At 68.9% G+C, this 22,671-nt stretch carries 22 protein-coding genes; 4 read left to right on the top strand and 18 right to left on the bottom strand.

The window, feature by feature from the left end; genetic code table 11:
* Window positions 1-3: 3 nt before the first annotated feature.
* From FB547_RS16235 to FB547_RS16200, 8 genes are all read right to left on the bottom strand, one after another.
* On the bottom strand, window positions 4-783 hold the full coding sequence (locus FB547_RS16235) for a sulfite exporter TauE/SafE family protein (protein ID WP_145743927.1): 780 nt from the start codon (window positions 781-783) through the stop codon (window positions 4-6).
* A 114-nt stretch (window positions 784-897) separates the two neighbouring features.
* Window positions 898-2,661: an L-arabinonate dehydratase gene (araD, locus tag FB547_RS16230; protein ID WP_145743925.1), complete on the bottom strand. Its 1,764-nt coding sequence runs from the start codon at window positions 2,659-2,661 to the stop codon at window positions 898-900.
* Between the two features lie 26 nt (window positions 2,662-2,687).
* Entirely contained in the window at window positions 2,688-3,506 is an 819-nt protein-coding gene (locus FB547_RS16225) for an aldolase/citrate lyase family protein (RefSeq protein WP_145743923.1), read from the bottom strand.
* A gap of 20 nt (window positions 3,507-3,526) precedes the next feature.
* Window positions 3,527-4,510 (bottom strand): Bug family tripartite tricarboxylate transporter substrate binding protein, encoded by a 984-nt coding sequence (locus tag FB547_RS16220; protein ID WP_145743921.1) that lies wholly within the window; start codon window positions 4,508-4,510, stop codon window positions 3,527-3,529.
* 24 nt (window positions 4,511-4,534) lie between these two features.
* Window positions 4,535-5,338 carry a shikimate dehydrogenase family protein gene (locus FB547_RS16215; protein ID WP_145743919.1) on the bottom strand — a complete coding sequence of 268 codons (804 nt, stop codon included), beginning with the start codon at window positions 5,336-5,338 and terminating at the stop codon, window positions 4,535-4,537.
* A gap of 4 nt (window positions 5,339-5,342) precedes the next feature.
* Window positions 5,343-6,179: a carbohydrate ABC transporter permease gene (locus tag FB547_RS16210; RefSeq protein ID WP_145743917.1), complete on the bottom strand. Its 837-nt coding sequence runs from the start codon at window positions 6,177-6,179 to the stop codon at window positions 5,343-5,345.
* On the bottom strand, window positions 6,176-7,078 hold the full coding sequence (locus FB547_RS16205) for a carbohydrate ABC transporter permease (RefSeq protein WP_145743915.1): 903 nt from the start codon (window positions 7,076-7,078) through the stop codon (window positions 6,176-6,178). Before FB547_RS16205 ends, FB547_RS16210 begins: the two co-directional genes overlap by 4 nt.
* A gap of 28 nt (window positions 7,079-7,106) precedes the next feature.
* Entirely contained in the window at window positions 7,107-8,474 is a 1,368-nt protein-coding gene (locus tag FB547_RS16200) for an ABC transporter substrate-binding protein (protein ID WP_145743913.1), read from the bottom strand.
* Window positions 8,475-8,638: 164 nt separating this feature from the next.
* Here FB547_RS16200 and FB547_RS16195 point away from each other — a divergent pair, with 164 nt between their 5' ends.
* Window positions 8,639-9,403, top strand: coding sequence for a FadR/GntR family transcriptional regulator (locus FB547_RS16195; RefSeq protein ID WP_145743912.1), 765 nt, complete (start codon window positions 8,639-8,641; stop codon window positions 9,401-9,403).
* 37 nt (window positions 9,404-9,440) lie between these two features.
* The gene (locus FB547_RS16190) at window positions 9,441-10,541 is read left to right on the top strand and encodes an ABC transporter ATP-binding protein (RefSeq protein WP_145743910.1); all 1,101 of its coding nucleotides are present in this window, start codon (window positions 9,441-9,443) and stop codon (window positions 10,539-10,541) included.
* 126 nt (window positions 10,542-10,667) lie between these two features.
* Here FB547_RS16190 and FB547_RS16185 read toward each other — a convergent pair whose 3' ends face one another.
* Genes FB547_RS16185 through FB547_RS16160 form a run of 6 tightly spaced genes read right to left on the bottom strand, consistent with a single transcriptional unit; the run spans window position 10,668 to window position 16,394 of the window.
* On the bottom strand, window positions 10,668-11,489 hold the full coding sequence (locus FB547_RS16185) for an alpha/beta fold hydrolase (RefSeq protein ID WP_145743908.1): 822 nt from the start codon (window positions 11,487-11,489) through the stop codon (window positions 10,668-10,670).
* A gap of 42 nt (window positions 11,490-11,531) precedes the next feature.
* Window positions 11,532-13,133 (bottom strand): MFS transporter, encoded by a 1,602-nt coding sequence (locus FB547_RS16180; protein ID WP_145743906.1) that lies wholly within the window; start codon window positions 13,131-13,133, stop codon window positions 11,532-11,534.
* The gene (locus FB547_RS16175; protein WP_186454179.1) at window positions 13,126-13,530 is read right to left on the bottom strand and encodes a DoxX family protein; all 405 of its coding nucleotides are present in this window, start codon (window positions 13,528-13,530) and stop codon (window positions 13,126-13,128) included. The genes FB547_RS16180 and FB547_RS16175 overlap by 8 nt, the downstream gene beginning before the upstream one ends.
* Window positions 13,530-15,431 carry an amidohydrolase gene (locus FB547_RS16170; protein WP_145743904.1) on the bottom strand — a complete coding sequence of 634 codons (1,902 nt, stop codon included), beginning with the start codon at window positions 15,429-15,431 and terminating at the stop codon, window positions 13,530-13,532. The genes FB547_RS16175 and FB547_RS16170 overlap by 1 nt, the downstream gene beginning before the upstream one ends.
* Window positions 15,424-15,711 carry a DUF1427 family protein gene (locus FB547_RS16165; RefSeq protein WP_145743902.1) on the bottom strand — a complete coding sequence of 96 codons (288 nt, stop codon included), beginning with the start codon at window positions 15,709-15,711 and terminating at the stop codon, window positions 15,424-15,426. The genes FB547_RS16170 and FB547_RS16165 overlap by 8 nt, the downstream gene beginning before the upstream one ends.
* Window positions 15,712-15,740: 29 nt before the next feature.
* Window positions 15,741-16,394: a hydrolase gene (locus FB547_RS16160; RefSeq protein ID WP_145743900.1), complete on the bottom strand. Its 654-nt coding sequence runs from the start codon at window positions 16,392-16,394 to the stop codon at window positions 15,741-15,743.
* A gap of 169 nt (window positions 16,395-16,563) precedes the next feature.
* On the opposite strand from FB547_RS16160, the gene FB547_RS16155 reads away from it, so the two are divergent.
* Complete coding sequence (locus FB547_RS16155) at window positions 16,564-17,472, top strand: LysR family transcriptional regulator (RefSeq protein WP_145743898.1); 909 nt, start codon at window positions 16,564-16,566, stop codon at window positions 17,470-17,472.
* Window positions 17,473-17,502: 30 nt separating this feature from the next.
* Here the strand turns inward: FB547_RS16155 and FB547_RS16150 are convergent, their stop codons facing one another.
* The 3 genes from FB547_RS16150 to araD (FB547_RS16140) are packed head-to-tail and all read right to left on the bottom strand — an operon-like array spanning window position 17,503 to window position 20,999.
* Window positions 17,503-18,498 (bottom strand): Bug family tripartite tricarboxylate transporter substrate binding protein, encoded by a 996-nt coding sequence (locus tag FB547_RS16150; protein ID WP_145743896.1) that lies wholly within the window; start codon window positions 18,496-18,498, stop codon window positions 17,503-17,505.
* 42 nt (window positions 18,499-18,540) lie between these two features.
* A complete protein-coding gene (locus tag FB547_RS16145) occupies window positions 18,541-19,251 on the bottom strand; it encodes a ribonuclease activity regulator RraA (protein ID WP_145743894.1) in 711 nt (236 codons plus the stop codon).
* 20 nt (window positions 19,252-19,271) lie between these two features.
* Window positions 19,272-20,999: an L-arabinonate dehydratase gene (gene araD / locus FB547_RS16140; RefSeq protein ID WP_145743892.1), complete on the bottom strand. Its 1,728-nt coding sequence runs from the start codon at window positions 20,997-20,999 to the stop codon at window positions 19,272-19,274.
* A gap of 83 nt (window positions 21,000-21,082) precedes the next feature.
* On the opposite strand from araD (FB547_RS16140), the gene FB547_RS16135 reads away from it, so the two are divergent.
* Entirely contained in the window at window positions 21,083-21,775 is a 693-nt protein-coding gene (locus FB547_RS16135; RefSeq protein ID WP_145743890.1) for a GntR family transcriptional regulator, read from the top strand.
* Window positions 21,776-21,894: 119 nt separating this feature from the next.
* On the opposite strand, the gene FB547_RS16130 is transcribed toward FB547_RS16135, so the two are convergent.
* Window positions 21,895-22,671: acyl-CoA dehydrogenase (locus FB547_RS16130; RefSeq protein ID WP_186454178.1), on the bottom strand; the 777-nt coding region annotated here is incomplete at its 5' end.

The following is a 22,671-nucleotide window of genomic DNA, read 5'->3' as shown; positions in this document are numbered from 1 at the left end:
GCATCAGGCCTGCGCGATCGCCAGCCACGCGCTCGCGACCAGCGTCGAGCCCGCCGCGGCCAGCAGCCCGCCCACCAGCCATTTGAGGGTGCGCGGCTGCAGCTTGTTGGGCAGCCGGTGATGCAGCCGCGTCACGCCGTAGACCACCGGCATCGCGCAGGCGGCGAGCAGCGCCGCGCGCCACGAGAAGTGGCCCGTGGGCAGCACGATCACCAGCCGCACCAGCGAATTGAACGCGAACATCAGCAGCAGCGCGCGGCGCACCAGTTCGCGCTCCAGCGGCTGGCGGTACATGTGGAAGACGATGGGCGGCCCCGAGCTCGAGAACAGCCCGCCCAGCACGCCCGAGAGCCCGCCGATGACGGCAAAGCTCGTGCGGCCCGACACCGCAGGCTGCGGCCGGCCCTGCAGCACCAGCAGCAGCGCGCAGCCCAGGATCGACACGCCCAGCAGGCCGCGCAGCCAGTTCACCGCGCCGCCGCTGAGCCATGTGAGCAGCATGAGCCCCGCGATCACGCCCACCGTGCTGCCGTTGAGCGCGGGCTTCATCAGCCGCCACGGCACCACGCCGGGCCGCGCGCGGAAATAGGTCCATGCATTGATCAGGCTCAGCACCGTGGCGGCGTTGGCCGTGTCGCCGACGCTGGCGATGTGGAACACCGACACCAGGCCAAGCAGGATGAGGCTGAATGCGAACCCCGTGAGGTTCTGCGCGTAAGTGGCCAGCGCCACGCAGGCCATGAAGACCAGCACGGGGCCGGCTTCGGAAAGAATCGCTTGCACCGGAAATGAAAATCGTCGAGAGGCCGCGTCGGGCCCGAATGTCGCAGGCCGTATTGTCCTCGAACGGCCGTTGTGTCGATTCCGGTGCGCCGCGCGCAAGGCGCGGGGCTTTTTTCAATAGATCGGCGGCTCGGGCGTGGGCGCGTTGCCCGCCAGGCTTGCGAAGTCGCAGCCCAGGTGCGCCTGCGTCACCTCGTGCTGGAAGATCCTCGTGTAGCCGCGCGCGTAGGCCGGTGCGGGTGGCGTCCACTGTTTGCGGCGCTCCGCCAGTTCCTCGTCGGGCACGAGCATGTCGAGGCGCCGCTCGCCGATGTCGAGGCGGATCGTGTCGCCGGTCCTGAGCAGCGCCAGCGGCCCGCCCACGGCCGACTCCGGCGAGACGTGCAGCACGCAGGTGCCGTAATGCGTGCCGCTCATGCGCGAATCGGAAATGCGCAGCATGTCGCGCACGCCCTGCCGCAGCAGCTTCTTCGGGATCGGCAGGTTGCCCCACTCGGGCATGCCGGGCCCGCCGACCGGGCCGCCGTTGCGCAGCACCAGCACGGTCGAGGCATCGCAGTCGAGCGCTTCGTCGGCCATGGCCGCGAGCATCTCGGCGTTCGAGTCGAACACCAGTGCGCGGCCGGTGTGGCGCAGCAGCTCGGGCGTGGCGGCCGAAGGCTTGATGACCGCGCCGTCGGGGCACAGGTTGCCGCGCAGCACGGCCAGCGCAATGCCGGCCTCGGGGCACTCGGGCGTGCCCTGCTTGAGCGGCGCTGCGGGGTCGAGGATGGTGCCGTCGTCCTCCGCGGGCCAGCCCGCGATGTCCTCGCCGAGCGTGCGGCCCGTGACGGTGCGCACCGACAGGTCCAGGTGCGCCGCGATCCTGTTGAGCACGGCGGGCAGGCCGCCGGCATAGTGGAAGTCTTCCATCAGCTTCTCGCCCGACGGATAGAGATTGGCGATGACGGGCACGCGCCGCGCAACCGCGTCGAGTTCGTCGATGTTCAGCTCGATGCCCGCGCGCCCCGCCATCGCGGGCAGGTGCACCGCCGCGTTGGTCGAGCCGCCGAGCGCCATGTAGGCGGCCACGGCATTGAGGAACGAGGCCTTGGTGACGATGCGCGAGGGCTTCAGGTCTTCCCACACCATCGAGACGATGCGCTCGCCGCAGCGCCAGGCCATGCGGCTGTGCTCGGAGTCGACGGCCGGGATGCTCATGGCGCCGGGCAGCGACAGGCCCATGGCCTCGGCGATGGCGGTCATGGTGCTGGCCGTGCCCATGGTGTTGCAGGTGCCGGGCGTGCGCGTCATGCGCGCCTCGAGGCGGATCCATTCGGCCTCGTCGATATTGCCGATGGTGCGTTCGGCCCAGAACTTCTTGGTGTGCGTGCCCGCGCCCACGGCCTGGCCCTTGTAGCGGTCGTTCATCATCGGACCGGCGGGCAGAAAGATGGCGGGGATGTCCATCGAGAGCGCGCCCATGACCAGGCCGGGCGTGGTCTTGTCGCAGCCGCCCATCAGCACCACGCCGTCGATCGGCAGGCTGCGCAGCAGCTCCTCGCATTCGATGGCCAGCAGGTTGCGGTAGATCATGGTCGTGGGCTTGACCATCACCTCGCCCAGGCTCAGCGCGGGCAGCTCGAGCGGGTAGCCGCCGGCCTGCAGCACGCCGCGCTTGACGGACTCGGCGCGCTCGCGCAGGTGCGCATGGCAGGGCGAGAGCTCGCTCCAGGTGTTGACGATGCCGATGACCGGCCGGCCCATGAACTCCTCGCGCGCGAGCCCCTGCTGCTGCATGCGCTGGCGGTGCGCGAAGCCGCGGATGTCGTCGCTCGCGAACCAGCGCTGGCTGCGCAGTTCCTGCAGGGTCTTGGGGCGGGCGGCTTCGATGGACATGCGGTGCGTTCTCTGGATCTCTGGGTTCAATAGGTGGCGGGGGCCGGGGCCGAAGCGGGAGCGGCGGGTGCGCCGCGCTGCTTGAAGCGCGCCGCGATGTCGTCGGCGCTCCTGCGCAGCAGCAGCTGGTCGTTGGCCACCGCCACGAACAGCGCGCCAAGGTCGAGCAGCTCGCGCGCGCGCGGCTCGTCGTTCATGAGGATGCCGGGCGCCTTGCCGCAGGCGAGGATGCGCGCGATGGCGCGGTCGATGGCGGCGCGCACCGTGGGGTGGTTGACCTGGCCGGCCACGCCCATGCTGGCCGACAGGTCGCCGGGGCCGATGAAGACGCCGTCGACACCGTCGACGTTCGCGATGCCCTCCAGGTGTTCGAGCGCTTCGACGGTTTCCACCTGCACCAGCACGCAGATCTCGCCGGAGGCCTCGGCCACGTATTTGGTGTCGCGCCCGAAGCGCGTGGCGCGCACCGTGCCGCCCATGCCGCGGATGCCGTTCGGCGGATAGCGCGTGGCGGCCACGGCGGCCTCGGCCTCGGCGCGGTTCTGCACGAAGGGCAGCAGCAACGTCTGTGCGCCGATGTCCAGGTACTGCTTGATCAGCACCGGGTCGTTCCAGGGCGGACGCACCACGGCCGAGGTGGGCCGCTCGCGCTCGGCCTGCACCGCCTGCAGCTGGCGCAGCATGGTGGTCGGATCGCCGGGCGTGTGCTCGGCGTCGAGCAGCATCCAGTCGAAACCGGCGCCCGCGAGCAGCTCGGAGACATAGGGGTCGGGCAGCGTCGACCAGAGGCCGATCTGCGGGGTCTTCGCCGCAAGGGCGTGCTTGAAGGTGTTGCGCGAGGGCATGGATTCAGTCCTTTACTGGGTCAATCGATCTTCACGTTGCCGGCCTTGATGACCTCGCCCATCGCGGCGTGGTCGGCCTTCAGGCGCTCGGCGAACGCCTCTGGCGTCGATGAGAGTACATCGAAGCCCTGCGCTTCCAGCGGCTTGCGGAACGCGGGCTCCTTGAGGATCGCAACCATCTCCCTGTGCAGCCGCTCGACCACCGGCGCGGGCGTGCCGCTGCGCACCAGCATGCCGCTCCATGCGAGCTGCACCACACCCGGCGCGCCGGCCTCGGCCATGGTCGGCACGTTGGGCAGCAGCCTGGAGCGCTGGGTGTCGGCCACGGCCAGCACGCGCACGCGGCCGCCCTTCTCCTGGCCCAGCACGGCCGAGAGGTTGTGGAACATCATCGGGATCTGCCCGCCCATCACGTCGTTCAGCGCGGCGGGCCCGCCCTTGTAGGGCACGTGGATCAGCCGGGTGCCCGTCTTCGCCTCGAACTGCAGCCCGGTTAGGTGCATGGTGTTGCCGTTGCCGGCCGAGCCGAAGCTCAGCGTGTCGGGCTCCTTCTTCGCAGCCGCCACCACGTCGGCCACGCTCTTGTAGGGCGTGCCCGCGCCCACCACCAGCACGTTGGGCGTCTGGTTGGTGAGCGTGATCGGCTGGAAGTCCTTCAGCGCGTCGAAGCCCGTGGCCTTGTAGAGGTGCGGGTTCACGGCCAGCGTGCTGATCGAGCCGAAGAAGATGGTGTAGCCATCGGCCGGCTGGTTGCGCGCCACGTAGGCGGCCGCGATGTTGCCGTTGGCGCCGGGCCGGTTGTCGATGACCACCGGCTGGCCCAGCCGCTGCGACAGCGCCTGTCCGAAGGGCCGCGCGAACTGGTCGGCCGCACCGCCCGCGGGCTGCGGCACGACGAGCACGATGGGCTTGTGCGGATAGTCGTCCTTGGGCTGCGCCGGCGCGGGTGCGGCGGCGAGCGCCATCGCCGACAGGGCCATCGCTGCCCTTGCGAATTTCATCATGGGGTCTCCTGGATCACGTGTTGTTCATGCGGCAGCGCCGCGCCAGAACGCGATCTGCGCGGCGACCTGGTGGTCGATCATGGGTTTGCCGCCGACCACCCGCAGCCCGCGCGCGGCGCATGCGGCCATGAGCTCGGTGTCGCGCGCGGCGATGATGTCGAACAGCGCCGCATCGGCCGGCAGCAGCGCCGGGTCGAAGGGCATCGGGTCGCCCGCGTGCAGGCCGAGCGAGGTGGCGTTGATGGCGAGGCCGGCACGCCCCAGGCTCCCGGCGTGCGTGTCGGCATGGGCGTCCGGATACGCCTTGCGCAGTTCGGCGCACAGCTGCTCCGCGCGCTCGGCTTCTCGGTTGACGATGTGCAGCTCGCGCACGCCGGCCGCGGCCAGTGCGAAGGCGATGGCGGTGCCCGCACCGCCCGCGCCCACCAGCACCACCGGCCGATCGGTGCACAGCACGCCATGCGCGCGTGCGGCGTCGACAAAGCCCACGCCGTCGAAGCTCTCGCCCGACCATTGGCCGTCGGCATCGATGCGCATGGTGTTGACCACGCCCGTGCGCTGCGCCTCGGGCCCGAGGCGCGCGCACAGCGCATGCGCCGCGGCCTTGTGCGGGATCGTGAGGTTCAGGCCCTGCAGGTTGCCCACGCGCGCGAGCTGCGCCACGGTGGCCGCGAAGTCGCCGGGGTGCACGCCCATCGGCACCACGCACCAGTCGAGGCCGGCGGCTGCGAAGGCCGGGTTGTAGATGCGCGGCGCGCGCACGTGGTCGACCGGATGCGCGAGGATCGGCACGAGGCGCGTCGCGCCGCTGAGGTTTGCGGGGACCATCGCCTCAGCCCTTCACCGCGCCGGCCGTGAGGCCGCTCACCAGGTAGCGCCGCACCAGCATCGAGAACACCAGCACGGGCGCCATCACCAGCGAGCCGCCGGCGGCGATCTTGCCCCACTCCCAGCCTTCGTAGTTCATGAAGTTCACGACTGCCACAGGCGCGGTGCGCGCGTCGGTGCGCGTGAGGATGAGCGCGAAGAAGAAGTCGTTCCAGGCATAGAGGAAGCACAGGATCGCGGTGGCCGCGATGCCGGCCGCCGCCATCGGCATCACGATCTCCATGAACACGGTGGCGTAGCCCGCGCCGTCCATCAGCGCCGCCTCTTCGAGCGAAGCCGGCACGGCGTCGAAGAAGGGCTGCATCATCCAGATCACCAGCGGCAGGTTGAAGGTCATGTAGATGAGGATCAGGCCGGTGCGGGTGTCGAGCAGGCCGAGGTAGCGGTACGCCAGGAAGAATGGAATCGTGAAGGCGATCGGCGGCGCCATGCGCGTCAGCAGGATGCCCAGGCCCAGGCCGAAGCGTCCGCGCCCGGTCCAGCGCGACAGCGCGTAGGCCGCCGGAATGCCGAACACCAGCGCGAGCAGCGTCGACACGATGCTCGTGACCAGGCTGTTGAGGAAGGACTCCGGAAAGCCGGCCTGCCAGAGCCCCACGTAGTGCTCCAGCGTGGGCATGAAGAAGACCCGCGGCGGAAATTCGAGGATCAGCGGCGTCGGCTTGAACGACATCTGCAGCAGCCACAGGAACGGCAGAAGCATCGCGAACAGCACGAGCGGCACGGCCCAGCGCGCGAGCGGCCAGCGCCGGCGCAGCAACGTCATTCGATTCGAGCTCATTCGGCAGCTCCCGCATGGCGGCTCACGCGCATCGCGCCCCAGCTGATCAGCACGGTGGCCGCGAGCAGCACGACGGTGATGGCGCTCGAATAGCCGAGTTCGCCGAAGTTGAAGGCCACGAGGTAGGCGTAGTAGTTGGTCACCTCCGTCACCGAGCCCGGTCCGCCGCCGGTCAGGAGGAAGATCAGCGGAAAGGCCTTGATGCTGTCGATCAGGCGGAACAGCGTGCACACCAGCAGCACCGGCGCGATGTAGGGCAGCACGATGTGGCCGAACACGCGCCAGGCGTCGGCGCCGTCCATGCGCGCGGCCTCGACGTATTCGGCCGGCAGCGTCTGCAAGGCGGCCAGCACCATCAGGAAGGTGAACGGCGCCCACTCCCAGGTGTCGGCGATGACGATGGACCACAGCGCGAAGTCGACGTGCGTGGTGAGCGCCGGCAGCGTCACGCCCAGCATGCGCGCGGCCTGGTAGATCGGGCTGATGTCGGGCGTGTAGATCAGCTTCCAGATCACCGCGACGACGATCGGCGGCAGCACCATCGGAATCACGAACAGGTGGCGCAGCGATTTCCAGCGCTCCTGCCCCGAATGCACGAGCAGCGCCAGCCCCGTGCCCAGCAGCACCTGCAGCACGACCGTGTAGACCGAGAGGCGCGCCTGCACGCCCAGCGAGCCGACGAAGCGCTCGTCGCTGCCCAGTAGCCTGTAGTTGCGCAGCGGCTCCGAGAAGTCGCCCAGCGAGCCCGGGTTCACCAGCGCCCCGGGCGTGAGGCTCGTGACCAGCAGGAAGACGGTGGGCAACCCCGCCACCAGCAGCAGGAACAGCAGGCTCGGCGCCATCGCCAAGCGCACGAAGCGGCGGCGCTGCGCCTCGTAGGACGCTCCTCTCGCGCTCACTGGTGCACCCTTGGCGCTGCCGCTGCGCTCATACCTTGGCTCCGGCGCGCCGCAGGCTGCCGAGCGCGGCCTCCTGCGCCGTCTTCATGGCATCGGCGGCCGGCGCCTGGCCCGAGACCACGCGCTCCACGGCCTTGTTCAATACGTCGCCCACCAGCGGAAACTCCTTGACCGTGCGATAGGCCATGTAGTTGCGCGTCTTGCCGGGCTGCTCGAGCACTTCGAGATAAAGCTTGCCGATGTCCTGGCCGTTGATGGTGTTGATGCGCTTGTACTCGGCGCTTTCGATCACCGAGCGCCGGCAGATCGATGGATGCCCGGTGTCTTTCACGATGCGCGCGGTGAGCTCGGGGCTCAGTGCCCATTTGATGAACTCCCAGGCCGCTTCCTTGTTCTTCGCGTTCTTCGGGATGCCGAGGCCCTGGCTGTTGGCGGCGGGAAAGTCGCCCTTCGGGCCGGCCGGCATGCGCACCACGCGCGCGGTGTCTTTCACCTTGCTCTCGGGCGAGCTCAGCATCGCGGTGACCCAGGAGCTCGAATGGATGAAGATGTTCGAACGGCCGCCGATCAGCGCGGCGCGCGCCTGGTCCTCGGTGTAGCCGAGCACGCCCTGCGGGCTGTATTTGGACAATAACGTCGAATAGAAGGCCGTGGCCTGCACCGCGGCGGCCGAGTCGAGCGTGGGCTTGATGTCCGCCGGCGGATTGGCGAACAGGTCGCCGCCGAAGCCGTGGATGTACGGCGGCAGGAACCAGTGGTGCAGGTTGGAGCTCACGAAGCCCGTGACACCGTCCTGCCCGTGCACCGCCTCGCAGACCTTCATCAATTCGTCGAAGGTCTGCGGCGCCTCGACCCCGCGCTTCTTCATCAGGTCGGTGCGGCTCATGCCCATGAGCATCGCGCCGCCTTCCCACGCAAAGCCATGGGCCTTGCCGGCCTTGTCGAGGTACGGCAGCTGCGCGCCCTTGACGAAGTCGTCCGGGTTCCAGCTGGCCGGCGTGAGCCTGCGGTCGGCCGCGAAATCGCTCAGGTTGGCGAGCAGGCCGGCCGCGACCCAGCGCGCGGCAAGGATGAAGGTGACGTTGCAGAAATCCCAGGCGCTGCCGCCCGAAGACAGCTCCAGGTCGGCCTGCTGGTTGTAGACCGGGAAGGCCGACAGCTGCAGGTCGACCGTCATGCCCGTCTGCTGCTCGAACTCCGGGATGTACTTGCGCAGGATGTTGAAGAAGCCGTGCTGGTATGCGGCGCCGCGCAGCTTGAGGCCGGCAAAGGGCTTGGCTTGCGCGATGGCGGGAAACGCCAGCGCAGTGCCGGCGCCGGCCACTGCCGTGGCAGCCGCGGCCTTGATCAACCGGCGGCGCTGCGTGTCGACAGCGAGGGAGTACAGGAGGCTCATGCTTGTCTCTCTTTCGATCAGAATCACGCGGCGCAACGAGGGTGGCCGGCATGTTCCACTTGCTTGTGGAAGCGAATATGACAGACAAATAAGACTTCACAGCTCATGGAAAACCAGAGATTCCCTGCGACTTTCCCAGATATAAGCTCATCGCATCAATAAATATGTCAGACCATAAAACAAAAACGTCGAAGAAACCCGCCGCTACGGACACGCCCGCCCGGCGCGGTCCGCTGGCCGTGACGGAGGCGCTCGCGCGGCGCGTGATCGGCGGCGAATGGGATGACGAATCGACGCTGCCGACCGAGGTCGAGCTGGCCGAGCAGCTGGGGGTGGCGCGCACCTCCGTGCGCGAGGCGCTGACCCGGCTGAAGGCCAAGGGCCTGCTGGCGTCGCGCCAGAAGGCCGGCACGCGGGTGCTGCCGCGCATGCAATGGAACATGCTCGACGAGGACGTGCTGCGCTGGACCTGGTCGGGCCACGACCGCGCGCAGATGGCGCAGCACCTGATGCAGCTGCGCCGCATCGTCGAGCCGGCCGCCTGCGAGATCGCGGCCGCCTCGGCGCCCGATGCGGCCATCGCTGCGATCGAGCGCGCCTACCGCCTGATGGACGCCGCGGGCATGGATCCGGTGGCCTATGCCGGGCCGGACCTGAGCTTTCACCAGGCCATCCTCAGCGCCACCGGCAATCCGTTCCTGGTGGCCTTCGGCGCCACCATCGAGGCGGCGCTGCGCATGTCCTTCGAGCTGTCGACGCGCCAGCCGGGCGCGCCACGCAAGAGCCTGCCGATGCACCGCGCCGTGCTCGACCAGATCTGGGCGCGCAAGCCGGCCGCGGCGCGCAAGGCCATGGAAGAGCTGCTCGGCCTCACCGAATCGAACATCCAGCGCGGAGTCGCCAGGTCGGGCGCCACGCCGCCGGCCTGAAGACCTCCCCACCCTTCCCTCACCAGCAAGCACCACCATGGCAGAGATCCAGCTCCAATCCATCAGCAAGCGCTTCGGCGACGTCGAGGTGATCCCCGGCATCGATCTCACCATGCCCGACGGCCAGGTCACGGTGCTGCTCGGGCCTTCGGGCTGCGGCAAGTCGACCTTGCTGCGCATCATCGCGGGGCTGGAGACGCCGAGCGGCGGCCAGGTGCGGGTCGGCGGCCGCGTGGTGAACGACGTTCCGCCCGCCGAGCGGGGCTGCGCCCTGGTGTTCCAGAACTACGCGCTCTATCCGCACAAGACGGTGCGGCAGAACCTCGCCTTCCCCTTGCGCATGGCCAAGGCCACGGCCGCCGAGCAGGAGCGCAGCGTGGACGAGATCGCGCACAAGCTCGAGCTCACGCCGCTGCTGGAGCGCTATCCGCGCCAGCTCTCGGGCGGCCAGCGCCAGCGCGTGGCGATGGGCCGCGCGATGATCCGCAAGCCCGAGGTGTTTCTCTACGACGAGCCGCTGTCGAACCTCGACCTCGAGCTGCGCGTGAAGCTGCGCCTGGAGATCGCGCGCATGCAGCGCACGCTGAAGGCCACCGCCGTCTACGTGACGCACGACCAGACCGAGGCCATGACGCTGGCCGACCAGATCGTGGTGCTGCGCAAGGGCCGCATCGAGCAGGTGGGCTCGCCGCTCGCGCTGTACCGCTCGCCCGCCAACCTGTTCGTGGCGGGCTTCATCGGCACGCCGCGCATGAACTTCTTCAAGATCGACAGCGCGCAGGCTGATGCAAACGGCACGCTGCTGCGGCTCTGCGACACCCGCTTGCAGATTCCGCGCGGCGTGCCGGGCCAGCCGGCCACGCTGGGCTTTCGCGCCGAGCAGGCACGCATCGGCGAACCCGCGCCCGGCGAGGTGCTGCTCGAACTCCAGGGCTGCGAGACACTGGCGGTCGAACAGCTGGGCGACCGCGCGTACTGCTACCTGCGCTCGTCGCTCGGCGAGCTGGTGCTCATGGCACCGGAGGCGGACGCGAATCTCTCGGGCACCCTGCGGCTGGCCATAGCGCCCGGCGCGCTTCACTTCTTCGATGCAAACGGCATCGCTGTGGACAGCGAAGAGCGCCTGCTCGCGGCCTGAAGTTCTCCGTCGAACGCGGTAGACGGCAGGCGGTTTGTCCTCCGTTCCCCGGGCCCGCTTGCAGGAAAGGGCTGGAACGAGGGTGCAGCCACATCCAAGTTGCCGCCGCCTGGCGAGGTCCGACTCCTAAGCCCGGATGAAGGCCAGCAAGTCTTCGTTCACCTGGTCCTTGTGCGTGGTGCAGGTGGCATGCGGCGCACCGGCGTAGACCTTGAGCTGGCTGCCCTTGATCATCTCGGCCGCGAGCTTGCCGGTGGCCTCGAGGGGCACCACCTGGTCGTCGTCGCCGTGGATCACGAGCGTGGGCACGTCGATCTTCGCCATGTCGGGGCGGAAGTCGGTTTCGGAGAAGGCGGTCACGCAGTCGATGGTAGCCTTGATCGAGGCCTGCAGCGCGATCTGCAGCGTCTGCTTGAAGATGCCCTGCGACACCTTCGCACCGGGGCGGTTGGTGCCATAGAAAAGTGTGCTGAAGTCGTCGAGGAACTGCGGGCGATCGGCGGCCAGGCCGGCGCGGATGCCGGCGAACAGCGAGGCCTCGGGGCCGACGGGATGGTCGGCCGTCTTCATGAACAGCGGCGTCACGGCGCTGATGAGTGCGAGCCTGGCCACGCGCGCGCTGCCCTTGCGCGCGATGTAGCGCGTCACGTCGCCGCCGCCCATCGAGAAGCCCACGAGGATCACGTCCTTCAGGTCGAGCGTCTCGACCAGCTCGGCGATGTCGTCGGCGAAGGTGTCGTAGTCGTAGCCGGTCCACGGCTGGCTCGAGCGGCCGAAGCCGCGGCGGTCGAAGGCGATCGCGCGGTAGCCGCGCTCGGCGAAGAACAGCATCTGGGCGTCCCACATGTCGGCGCTCAGCGGCCAGCCGTGGCTGAAGAGGATGGGCTGGCCCGAGCCCCAGTCCTTGTAGTAGAGCTCGGTGCCGTCGCGCAGTGTGAGTGTGGTCATGGTTTCTCCAGGTTGACGAAAAAAAGAAAGGAAGAAAGGAAATCAGAGCGACAGGAAGTGATGCACCTCGGGCCGGCCGGGCCCGGCGTGGAAGCGCATGGCCTCGCCCTGCAGGTCGGCATCGGCATGCGACACGCGGTGGTGCTGGCGCAGGTGCTCGGCCCAGGACTCGACAAGGAACCACTCCATCACGCGCTCGGGGTCGCCGGTGTGTTCGGTGAGGCCCCAGGCATAGGCACCGTCGCGGCGGCGTTCCAGCGACAGCCGCTTCATCACGGCGAGGAATGCGGCACGGTCGTCCTGGCGGATGCGGTATTCCACCTGCACCATCACCGGGCCGCGGTCGTTCGCCACGGGCTGGGCGAGCAGTGGTTCGGGCCAGTGGTTCGAGGGCTGCAGGTCGGCTTCGCCGGCGGGCAGTCGCACCCGATGGAAGACCAGGCCGGCGACGGCCAGGCCCAGCGCGCCCGCCACCAGCGTGGCCGGCACGCCGACCTGCTGCGCGACCAGGCCCCAGCCCAGGCTGCCGGCCGCCATCGCGCCGTTGAACACCGTGAGGTACACGGCCAGGCCGCGCCCGCGCACCCAGTTCGGCAGGATCGATTGCGCCACGCCATTGAGCGTGGTGAGCGCGATGATCCAGCCCAGGCCCAGCACCATCAGCAACAGCACAGCGAGCCACTGCGGCGGCGCGAAGACCAGGCTGCCCATCACGCCGGCGGTGAGCAGCGAGGCCAGCAGCAGCATGCCGTCGGCGTCGAGCCGTGCGCGCAGCCGCGGCATCACGAGCGCGCCGCCGATGGCACCCGCACCCACGGCACCGAGCAGGATGCCGTAGAAGCCGGCGCTGCCGCCGAGCATCTGGCGCGCCACCAGTGGCAGCAGCGCCCAGACCGAGCTGGCAAAGAGAAAGAACACCGCCGCGCGCAGCAGCACGCGGTGCAGCTCGCGGCTGGCGCGCGTGTAGCGCAGGCCGGCGCGGAAGGCACCGAGAAAGTTCTCGGACAGGCCGCTGTCGACGGCCGCCGGACGTTTCCACCACAGCAGCGCCGCGATCACGAATGCGTAGCTGAGCACGTCGATGCCGTAGGTGACGGCGGCACCGAAGCTCGCGAGGATCAGGCCGCCCGCGGCCGGCCCGATGGAGCGTGCGATGTTGATGCCCAGCGAGTTCAGCGCCACCGCGCCCTTGAGCTCGGCGCGCGGCACCAGCTCGGGCACGATCGACTGCCAGGTCGGCCCCATGAGCGCGGCGCCGATGCCGCCCACGAACGTCAGCGCGACCAGGTATTCGACCGTGAGCGCGCCGGTGTGCGAGAGCACCAGCAGCGTGCCGCTCACGGCCGCCAGCACCAGCTGCACGAAGATGAGGAAACGCCGCCGGTCGAGGATGTCGGAGAGCACCCCGGCCGGGATCGCGAGCAGGAAAATCGGCAGCGTGGCCGCGGTCTGGATCAGCGCCACCGCCGTGGGGCTGGCCGACAGGTCGGTCACCAGCCAGGAACTCGCCACGTCGCGCATGAAGCTGCCGATATTGCCGAGCACGGTGGCCGCCCACAACACGGCAAAGACCGGCTGGCGCAAGGGCGCGAAGGCGCCGGGCGGTGCGGGAGCGACAGCGGCGCCTTGGGGTGAATCAGACATGGGCATGCTCTTTCAGGTCGAGCCAGGCGACGAGCAGAAAGCCGCCGACCAGGCCCAGGTGTTCGAAGAAGGAATTGGCCGCCATGAAGCGCTCCGGCTGCGGCATCTCCCAGAAGCGCAGCGCAACGAAGGTCGCCATCAAGGTGAAGCCCGCCAGCGCCAGTGCGCCAAGCCAGCGATGAAAGCCCGTGAGGATGAGCGCCGCCGCGCCGAGCTCCAGCACGATCACCGCCGCGGCCAGCGGCCCCGCGGGCGAGAGGCCGAAATGGTTCATCTCGGCGATGGCCGCGTGGAAGTCCATCGCCTTGTTGAGCCCGCCCTGCAGGTAGGCCGCGCACAGCAGCAGCAAGGCGACCCAGCGCACCGCGGCTGAGGTGGTCCAGCGTATCGTCGTCATCACACCGCCCAGCAGGCGCAGCCCAGCGCGCCCCAGAAGCTCTTGAGGTCGGCGATCGGCAGCTTGCTGCTCCAGGCCGTCGCATGCCGGTGGCCGTGCACGTTGCAGTTGTTGGCGCAGGCGCAGGCCGCGGCGGCGTTGCGCAGCACCTTCTGCATCGGGGCGCCTTCGGCGCTGCCCGCGGCATCGGCCCAGCCGGCATAGCCGCCGAAGGTGCGCGCGGGCGACCAGTCCGGCATGGCCGGCGGCGGCGCGCCTTCGTCGTGCGCGGCGAACGGGCCGGCGCCGTAGACCACCTTGCCGCCGACCATGGTGAGCAGCGCGGTGGTGTCGGCGATCTCCGATTCGGCACAGGCGAAGTAGTCGCGGTCGGGCACCACGAGGTCAGCGAGCATGCCGGCCTCGATGCGGCCCTTCTTGCCGACCTCGTTGGAGAACCAGGTCACGTTCTCGGTCCACATGCGCAGTGCGCCTTCGCGGTCGAGGCAGTTGCGCTGCGGATACAGCTGCATGCCGCCCACCGTCTTGCCGGTGACCAGCCACGACAGCGACACCCACGGGTTGTACGAGGCGACGCGCGTGGCGTCGGTGCCGGCCGACACCTTCAGGCCGCGCTCGAGCATGCGCTTGACCGGCGGCGTGGCCTCGGCCGCACCGTGGCCGTAGCGCTCGACGAAATACTCGCCCTGGTAGGCCATGCGGTGCTGCACCGCCACGCCGCCGCCCAATGCAGCGATGCGGTCCATCGACTGCTCCGAAATGGTCTCGGCATGGTCGAAGAACCAGTTCAGGCCCGCGAGCGGCGTGTCCTGGTTGACGCGCTCGAACACGTCGAGCGCGCGGCTGATGGTTTCGTCGTAGGTGGCGTGCATGCGCCACGGCCAGCGGTTCTGCGCGAGGATGCGCACCACGTCCTCGAGCTCGCCTTCCATCTCGGGCGCCATGTCGGGCCGCGGCTGGCGGAAGTCCTCGAAGTCGGCGGCCGAGAACACCAGCATCTCGCCCGCGCCGTTGTGGCGGAAGTAGTCGTCGCCCTGCTTGTACGTCGAGTTGGCGGTCCAGTTGAGGAAGTCTTCCTTCTCGGCCTTGGGCTTCTGCGTGAACAGGTTGTAGGCCAGGCGAATGGTGAGCTGGCCGTCGTCGGCCAGCTTCTGGATCACGGCGTAGTCGTCGGGATAGTTCTGGTTGCCGCCGCCCGCGTCGATGGCGCCGGTCACGCCCAGGCGGTTGAGCTCGCGCATGAAGTGGCGCGTGGAATTGAGCTGGTAGTCGAAGGGCAGCTTCGGGCCCTTGGCCAGCGTGGCGTAGAGGATGGCGGCATTGGGCTTGGCCAGCAGCAGGCCGGTGGGATTGCCGGCGCTGTCGCGCACGATCTCGCCGCCGGGCGGCGCGGGCGTGTCCTTGGTGTAGCCGACGGCGCGCAGCGCGGCGCCGTTGAGCAGCGCGCGGTCGTACAGGTGCAGGATGAACACCGGCGTGTCGGGCGCCACCGCATTGAGTTCCGCAATGGTCGGCAGGCGCTTCTCGGCGAACTGGTGCTCTGTGAAGCCACCGACCACGCGCACCCATTGCGGCGCCGGCGTGACGGCCACCTGGCGCCTGAGCATGCCCATGGCGTCGGCCAGACTCCTCACGCCGTCCCAGCGCAGCTCCATGTTGAAGTTGAGCCCGCCGCGGATGATGTGCAGGTGGTTGTCAATCAGGCCCGGCAGCACGCGCTTGCCCTGCAGGTCGATCACGCGGGTGTGGCTGCGGGCGAGCGGCAGGATGTCCTCGGCCCGGCCCACGTGCGTGAAGCGGCCGTCCTTGATGGCCACCGCATCGGCCGTGGGATTGGCGCGGTCGAGGGTGGTGAACAGCCCGCGGTGCAGGATCAGGTCGGGGGTCTCGGTGTCAGCCATTGCGGGGCTCCTTCGAAGATGCGGCGTCGGTTGCAGCGGTGGGCAGGCATTTCGGCAGCTCGCCGAACACATGCGGCTTGACCTGGTGGTGCAGCCAGGACGCGGCCACGGCCTGCGGCCCGACCAGGCTCTTCACCAGCGGCGGAATCTGCTCGCCCAGCAGGATACCGAGCAATCCCACCAGCGCAATGACCGGCGGCGCCGGCGAGCGCACCTGGAAGAGCGCATAGATCACGCCGACCAGAAGGCCGAGCGCAAGGGAAACGACATAGGGCTTCATGGCCGGGCCTTCCTTCTCTTCTATCCCGCTCAACCTTCGTGCGCGCCGAACATGGTCTTGGCGTAGGTCACGCCCAGGCCGTAGGCGCCGCCCACCTTCTTCGCGATGCCGGTGGTCAGCTCGTAGGTGTCGCCGCGCGCCCAGTCGCGCTGCAGTTCGAGCAGGTACTGCAGCGAGGTCATCGGCTGCGCGCCGGCCTGCACCATGCGCTCCATCGCGCGGTTGTGGGCCTCGGCCGAGACATCGCCGCAGGCGTCGGCGATCACGTACACCTCGAAGCCCTGGTCGAGCGCCGACAGCGCCGGGCCGACGATGCACACGCTGGTCCACAGGCCCGCGAGCACGATGCGCGGCTTGCCGATCTCGTTGACGCGCTCGATCACGGCCGCGTCTTCCCAGGTGTTCATCGAGGTGCGGTCGAGCATCTTCTGGCCCGGGAAGGCGTCGGTGATCTCGCTGAACATCGGGCCCGAGAAGCTCTTCTCGGCCACCGTGGTCAGGATGGTCGAGACCTTGAAGCCGGCCGCGGCCTGCGCCACCAGCGCGGCGTTGTTGCGCAGGTTCACGGCATCGATCGAGTGCGTGGCAAAGGCCATCTGCGACTGGAAGTCGATCATCACCAGCGTGTGGTCGGTGGGGGTGAGCAGCTTGGCGCCGGCGGTGGGGGTGGCTTTGATGGACATGGGAAGCTCCTTTGGGGTTGAGTGGATGTTCGATTCGATTCACAATTGCTTTCGGAGGAAATCTCCTTGGCATGGGCTCAATCATCGGGGCCATTTCATCCGTCATCGACGAAAGTTTTCACCATCAATGATCGAAGTTTTCGATCATTGCCTTTTCGAGGATTGCCGCGTGCTCAAACTCAGCCTGGAAGCCATCGAGGTCGTCGACGCCATTGCGCGCCACGGCTCCTTCGCCGCCGCCGCCGCGCGCCTGAACAAGGTGCCCTCCACCATCTCGTACGCGGTGGGCAAGCTGGAGGAGCAGCTGGGCATGCTGCTGTTCGAGCGCAACGGCCCGCGTGTGACCCTCACCGGCGCGGGCGAGGAAATGCTCAAGGAAGGCCGCTGGCTGCTCAGCGCCGCGAGCGACCTCGAATCGCGCATGCGGCAGATCGCCACCGGCTACGAGTCGGAGCTGCGGCTGGTGCACGACTCGCTCATTCCCACCGAGGCGCTGATCGGCGACATCCGCGCCTTCGAGGACCTGCGCTGCGGCACGCGGCTGCGCGTGGGCTGCGAGGCGCTCACCGGCAGCTGGGAGGCGCTGCGCGAGGGCCGCGCCGACATCGTGATTGCCGCGGGCGAAGGCCCGGCCGGCGGCGGCTACCAGGCCGTCGCCGTGGGCAGCCTGGAGTTCGCGTTCTGCGTCGCGTCCACGCACCCGCTCACGCGGCTGGGCCGGCCGGTGCAGCGCGGCGACCTGCTGGAGTGCAACGCCATCGTGGTGGGCGACAGCGCGCGCACGCTGTCGGAACGCACGGTGGGCCTGCTCGCGGGCCAGCCGCGCATCACCGTGCCGTCGATGGCCGCGAAGATCGCCTGCCAGGTGGCCGGGCTGGGCCATGGCTTCCTGCCGCGCGCCTGCATCGTGAACGAGCTCAGGCGCGGCACGCTGGTGGAACTGCCGACCGAAGAGCCGCGCCCGCCCGAGGCCTTCTGGCTCGCATGGAAGACCAATGCGCAGGGCCAGGCGCTGCGCTGGTGGCGGGAGCGGATGAACCGCACGCTGGTGCCGGCGCTGCTGCCGCGCTCGCCCTGAGCGGCCGCACCGGCAAGCCCGCCACGAGACTCAGTCCGCGGTCGCGCCCGACTTCTTCACCAGCTCGGCCCAGCGCGGGATCTCGCGCGCCATGTGGTCGCGCAGTTCCTCCGGCGTGCTGCCGACGATCTCCATGGCCAGCTGGCCCGAGAGCTTGGCCTGCACGTCAGGCTGCTTCAGCGCCTTGACGATCTCGGCATTCAGGCGCTGCACGATGGGCCTGGGCGTGCCCTTGGGCGCATACACGGCCTGCCAGGACGACATCTCGAAGCCCGGCACGCCCGACTCGATCATGGTCGGCAGTTCCGGCACCAGCGCGATGCGCTTGCCGGTGGTCACGGCCAGCAGCTTGAGCCGGCCGCTCTTGACGAGCGGCAGCGCGGCCGTCACCTGGTCGAACATGAAGGGCACCAGGCCCGACGCGACATCGGTCATGGCGGGCGGCGTACCCTTGTACGGCACGTGCGTGAGCTTGACGCCGATCATGTCGGCGAACATCTCGCCCGCCAGGTGCGTCGAGGTGCCGGCGCCGGACGAGGCGAAGGTGCGCTTGGACTCGTCCTTCTTGAGCAGCGCGATCAGCTCGGCCACCGAGTTCACGCCGAGCTGGCTGTTGACGATCAGCACGTTGGGCAGCCGGCCGACCAGCGACACGGGCTCGAAGTCCTTCATCGGGTCATAGGGCAGCTTCTTGTAGAGGCTGGCGTTGATGGCGTGCGTGCTGATGGTGCCGCCGAACAGCGTGTAGCCATCGGGCGCGGCCTTGGCCACGTAGGCCGCGCCGATGCCGCCGGCCTGCCCCGGCTTGTTGTCCACCACCACCGACTGGTGAAGGCTCTCCTGCAGCTTGTTCGACAGGATGCGGCCCACGATGTCGGTGGAGCCTCCGGCGGTGAAGGGCACGACGTAGGTGATGGGCTTGGCCGTGGGCCACTCGGCCTGCGCGAGGACCGCGGCCGGTGCCAAGGCGAGTGCGGATGCGAGTGCGGCGGACCAAAGGCCCGCGGCGCGTTGGATGAAGGGCATGGTGTTGTCTCTCTTGTCGTTGTCGGGGAGGAAAAACCGGCGTCAGCGCCCGCAGGCCTGGCGCCAGGCGGCGAACTCGGTGCGGCTTTGCTCCTCGGTCGGCGGATAAAGGCCGAGGATGGAACGGCCTTCGAGCACTTTCTCCTGCACGAAGTCCTCGAAGACGGTCATCTCGGTGGCCTCGGCCGCGATCTCGTCGGCAATGCCGGCCGGAATCACGATGACGCCTTCGGCATCGCCCACCACCACGTCGCCAGGCCACACGGCCACGTCGCCGCAGCCGATCGGCACGTTGATGTCGATGGCTTGGTGCAAGGTCAGGTTGGTGGGCGCGCTCGGGCGCTGGTGGTAGGCCGGAAAGCCGAGCCTGGCGATGTCGGGGCTGTCGCGGAAGCCGCCGTCGGTGACCACGCCGGCCACGCCGCGTTTCATGAGCCGGCTCACCAGGATGCCGCCGGCCGAGGCGGCGCGCGCGTCCTTGCGGCTGTCCATCAGCAGCACCGCGCCCACCGGGCACTGCTCCACGGCCTGGCGCTGCGGGTGGTTGCGGTCGTTGAACACGGTGATGGGATTCAGGTCTTCGCGCGCCGGCATGTAGCGCAGCGTGAAGGCCTCGCCGACCATGTTGGGCAGGCTCGCATCGAGCGGATGCACGTCCTGGATGAACTGGTTGCGCAGTCCGCGCTTGAACAGCGCCGTGCACAGGGTGGCGGTGCTGACCTTCATCAGCTTCTCGCGGGTTTGGGGATTCAAGTGGGTCTCCGTTGGGGTCTTCAGAAGATGTCCGGCTCGGGCACGGGGCGGCCGAACGCGGTTTCGAGGAAGTCGAAGTCGCAGCCCTCGTTGGCCTGCAGGATGTGGCGGCCGAACATCCAGCCGTAGCCGCGTTCATAGCGCGCGGGCGGCGGTGTCCAGGCCGCCTTGCGGCGGGCCAGTTCCTCGTCGCTCACTTCGAGATGGATCGTGCGTGCGGGCACGTCCACCGTGATGCGGTCGCCCGTGCGTACCAGTGCCAGCGGCCCGCCCACGGCCGCCTCGGGCGAGCAGTGCAGCAGGCAGCCGCCGTAGCTGGTGCCGCTCATGCGCGCATCCGACAGGCGCAGCATGTCCTTCACGCCCTGCTTCAGCAGCTTGGTCGGGATCGGCAGCATGCCCCACTCGGGCATGCCGGCGCCGCGCGGGCCGGCGTTGCGCAGCACCAGGATGTCGTCGCCGGTCACGTCGAGCGCGGGATCGTCCACCGCCTTCTTGAGCGACGGATAGTCGTCGAACACCAGCGCACGGCCGGTGTGCTGCAGCAGGTGCGCCGCGCAGGCGCTGGGCTTGATCACCACGCCATCGGGCGCGAGGTTGCCGCGCAGCACGGCCAGCGCGCCTTCGGCATAGATGGGGTTGGCGAGCGGCCGGATCACGTCGTCGTTGAACACCTCGGCGCCCTCGATGTTCTGGCCGAGGGTGCGGCCGTTGACCGTGCGCGCCTCGGTCTTCAGGTGGCCGCGGATGCGCCCGAGCATGGCGGGCAGGCCGCCCGCATAGTAGAAGTCTTCCATCAGGTAGGTGTCGCCGCTCGGCCGGATGTTGGCGACCACCGGCACCCGGCGGCTCGCGGCGTCGAAGTCGTCCAGCGTGACCGGATGGCCCGCGCGGCGCGACATGGCGATCAGGTGGACGATGGCGTTGGTGCTGCATCCCATGGCCATCGCGCAGGCGATGCCGTTCTCGAAGTTGGCACGCGTGAGCATCTTCGCGGGCGTCAGGTCGTCCCACACCATCTCGACGATGCGGCGGCCGCACTCGGCGCTCATGCGCACATGGTTGGCATCGGCCGCGGGAATGCTGGAGGCACCCGGCAGCGTGAACCCCACGGCCTCGGCGATGCCCATCATGGTGGCCGCGGTGCCCATCGTCATGCAGGTGCCGTGGCTGCGCGCGATGCCCGCTTCCATCTCCTGCCAGGCCTGGTCGCTCAGCTGGCCGGCGCGGCGCTGGTCCCAGTACTTGAAGGCGTCCGAGCCCGAGCCCAGCACCTGCCCGCGCCAGTTGCCGCGCAGCATGGGGCCGGCCGGCAGGTAGATGAAGGGCAGGCCCATGCTCAGCGCGCCCATCGTGAGGCCCGGCGTGGTCTTGTCGCAGCCGCCCATCAGCACGGCGCCGTCCACCGGATGGCTGCGCAGCAACTCTTCCGTCTCCATCGCAAGGAAGTTGCGGTAGAGCATGGTGGTCGGCTTGACCATGCTTTCGCTCAGCGAGATGGCCGGCAGCTCGAGCGGGAAGCCGCCCGCCTGGAAGATGCCGCGCTTGACGTCGTCCACGCGCTGCTTGAAGTGCGAATGGCACTGGTTGGCATCGCTCCAGGTGTTGACGATGGCGATGATCGGCTTGCCCACCCAGTCGGCGGGCGCATAGCCCATCTGCATCACCCGCGAGCGATGGCCGAAGGAGCGGAAGTCGTCGGGCGCGAACCAGCGGGCGCTGCGCAGGGTGTCGTAGGAACGTGGCATCGGAGGCGGAACCGGCATTCTTTGTGGGATCCGCTACATTAAAACACTAATATATTACTTGGTCAAAGCGAAAATTCGAACGAATGACAGCCCTCCCCCGGATCCGACTCGACCGCACACGCCTTGCAGCGCCCCAGGTGCTCGAAAAGCTGCGCGATGCCATCCTTTCTCTCGAACTCGTGCCCGGCACGGTGCTGGTCCGCCAGGAGCTGGCCGACCGCTTCGGCGTGAGCCAGACGCCGGTGCGCGAGGCGCTGCTGCGCCTGGCCGAGGAAGGCTTGGTGGACGTGTTCCCGCAGCACGCCACGCTGGTGAGCCGCATCGACGTCGATGCCGCGAGGCAGGCGCACTTCCTGCGCCGCTCGATCGAACTCGAGATCGTGCATCAGCTGGCCGAAGAGGCGCCGCCCGAACTGGCGGCCCAGCTGCAGGCCCAGGTCGCGCTGCAGGCCACGCTGGCGGCCGCGCGGCAGTACGGCGACTTCGTCGGCGCCGACCGAAAGTTCCACCAGCTGATGTATGAAGCCGCGGGCGTGCCGAGCCTGTGGGACATGGTGTGCCGCGTCTCGGGCCACGTGGACCGACTGCGCCGCCTGCACCTGCCCACGGCCGGCAAGACCGAGGCGATCCTGCGCGACCACCGCGCCATCGTGCGCGCCATTGCCAGGCACGACGGCGCCGCGGCGCAGAAGGCACTGCGCGAGCATCTCTCCGGCACGCTGAGCTCGCTGCCGGAGATCTGTGCGCGTCATCCGGATTTCATTGCAGGGAAATAGCGCGGCCAGCCAGCCTCTCCGATTCACCGGCGGTCGATCTCGTGCGGCTGAATTCGAAATCCACCAGAAACGAGGAACTGATACTTGGCGTCAGGAGCTTCGCCTGCGGATCGTTCCCGTCAGTACATATCGGCTGCCAGCGCCGTCACGCTTTCCGCGCCATCGACGATGCTGTCGCGCAGCCCGGGCGCCTTGGCGAGGATGTGCTCGGCATAGAAGCGGGCGGTCGCGATCTTGGCCTGCATGAAGTCCACGTCGACGTTGTGCGACGCAAGGTCCTGCGCAATGATCAGCGAGCGCGCCAGCTGCCAGCCGGCCACGAGGTTGCCCGCGAGCATCAGGTAGGGCACGCTGCCCGCGAACACCGCGTTGGGCGAGGCCTTGGTCTGGCCCGCCACGAAATCGACCACCTGCACAAAAGCCTCGCGCGCGGCCTTCAGGCGCTTGAGCACCGCCGCCGCGGCCGCGCTGCTGTCGCTCTTGGCCAGTTCGGCTTCGGTCTTCTCGATCTGCGCGGCAATCGCCTTCGCGGTCTGGCCGCCGTCGCGCGCCGTCTTGCGGCCCACGAGGTCGTTGGCCTGGATCGCGGTGGTGCCTTCGTAGATCGTGAGGATCTTGGCGTCGCGGTAGTACTGCGCCGCACCGGTCTCCTCGATGAAGCCCATGCCGCCATGCACCTGCACGCCGAGCGAGGTCACTTCGAGGCTCATCTCGGTGCTGTAGCCCTTGACCAGCGGCACCATGAATTCGTAGAAGGCCTGGTTCTGCTTGCGCGCCTCGGCATCGGGATGGTGGTGCGCGGCGTCGTAGGCGGCGGCGGCCACCGAGGCCATGGCGCGGCAGCCTTCGGTGTAGGCGCGCATGGTCATCAGCATGCGCTTGACGTCGGGGTGGTG

It is taken from the genome of Variovorax beijingensis, assembly GCF_007828835.1.
Taxonomy (GTDB): domain Bacteria; phylum Pseudomonadota; class Gammaproteobacteria; order Burkholderiales; family Burkholderiaceae_C; genus Variovorax; species Variovorax beijingensis_A.
The sequence above is the reverse complement of the archived record's forward strand: the minus strand, read 5'-3'. Positions and strand labels throughout refer to the sequence as shown.

Excerpts from the sequence above, each read along its gene's own strand:
- FB547_RS16180 (WP_145743906.1), bottom strand. The coding sequence starts at position 13,133 with ATGTCTGATTCACCCCAAGGCGCCGCTGTCGCTCCCGCACCGCCCGGC.
- FB547_RS16160 (WP_145743900.1), bottom strand. The coding sequence starts at position 16,394 with ATGTCCATCAAAGCCACCCCCACCGCCGGCGCCAAGCTGCTCACCCCC.
- FB547_RS16195 (WP_145743912.1), top strand. The coding sequence starts at position 8,639 with ATGTCAGACCATAAAACAAAAACGTCGAAGAAACCCGCCGCTACGGAC.
- FB547_RS16215 (WP_145743919.1), bottom strand. The coding sequence starts at position 5,338 with ATGGTCCCCGCAAACCTCAGCGGCGCGACGCGCCTCGTGCCGATCCTC.
- FB547_RS16135 (WP_145743890.1), top strand. The coding sequence starts at position 21,083 with ATGACAGCCCTCCCCCGGATCCGACTCGACCGCACACGCCTTGCAGCG.
- FB547_RS16225 (WP_145743923.1), bottom strand. The coding sequence starts at position 3,506 with ATGCCCTCGCGCAACACCTTCAAGCACGCCCTTGCGGCGAAGACCCCG.
- FB547_RS16185 (WP_145743908.1), bottom strand. The coding sequence starts at position 11,489 with ATGACCACACTCACACTGCGCGACGGCACCGAGCTCTACTACAAGGAC.
- FB547_RS16210 (WP_145743917.1), bottom strand. The coding sequence starts at position 6,179 with ATGAGCTCGAATCGAATGACGTTGCTGCGCCGGCGCTGGCCGCTCGCG.
- FB547_RS16220 (WP_145743921.1), bottom strand. The coding sequence starts at position 4,510 with ATGATGAAATTCGCAAGGGCAGCGATGGCCCTGTCGGCGATGGCGCTC.
- FB547_RS16170 (WP_145743904.1), bottom strand. The coding sequence starts at position 15,431 with ATGGCTGACACCGAGACCCCCGACCTGATCCTGCACCGCGGGCTGTTC.
- araD (WP_145743892.1), bottom strand. The coding sequence starts at position 20,999 with ATGCCACGTTCCTACGACACCCTGCGCAGCGCCCGCTGGTTCGCGCCC.
- FB547_RS16200 (WP_145743913.1), bottom strand. The coding sequence starts at position 8,474 with ATGAGCCTCCTGTACTCCCTCGCTGTCGACACGCAGCGCCGCCGGTTG.
- FB547_RS16165 (WP_145743902.1), bottom strand. The coding sequence starts at position 15,711 with ATGAAGCCCTATGTCGTTTCCCTTGCGCTCGGCCTTCTGGTCGGCGTG.
- araD (WP_145743925.1), bottom strand. The coding sequence starts at position 2,661 with ATGTCCATCGAAGCCGCCCGCCCCAAGACCCTGCAGGAACTGCGCAGC.
- FB547_RS16150 (WP_145743896.1), bottom strand. The coding sequence starts at position 18,498 with ATGCCCTTCATCCAACGCGCCGCGGGCCTTTGGTCCGCCGCACTCGCA.
- FB547_RS16190 (WP_145743910.1), top strand. The coding sequence starts at position 9,441 with ATGGCAGAGATCCAGCTCCAATCCATCAGCAAGCGCTTCGGCGACGTC.
- FB547_RS16175 (WP_186454179.1), bottom strand. The coding sequence starts at position 13,530 with ATGACGACGATACGCTGGACCACCTCAGCCGCGGTGCGCTGGGTCGCC.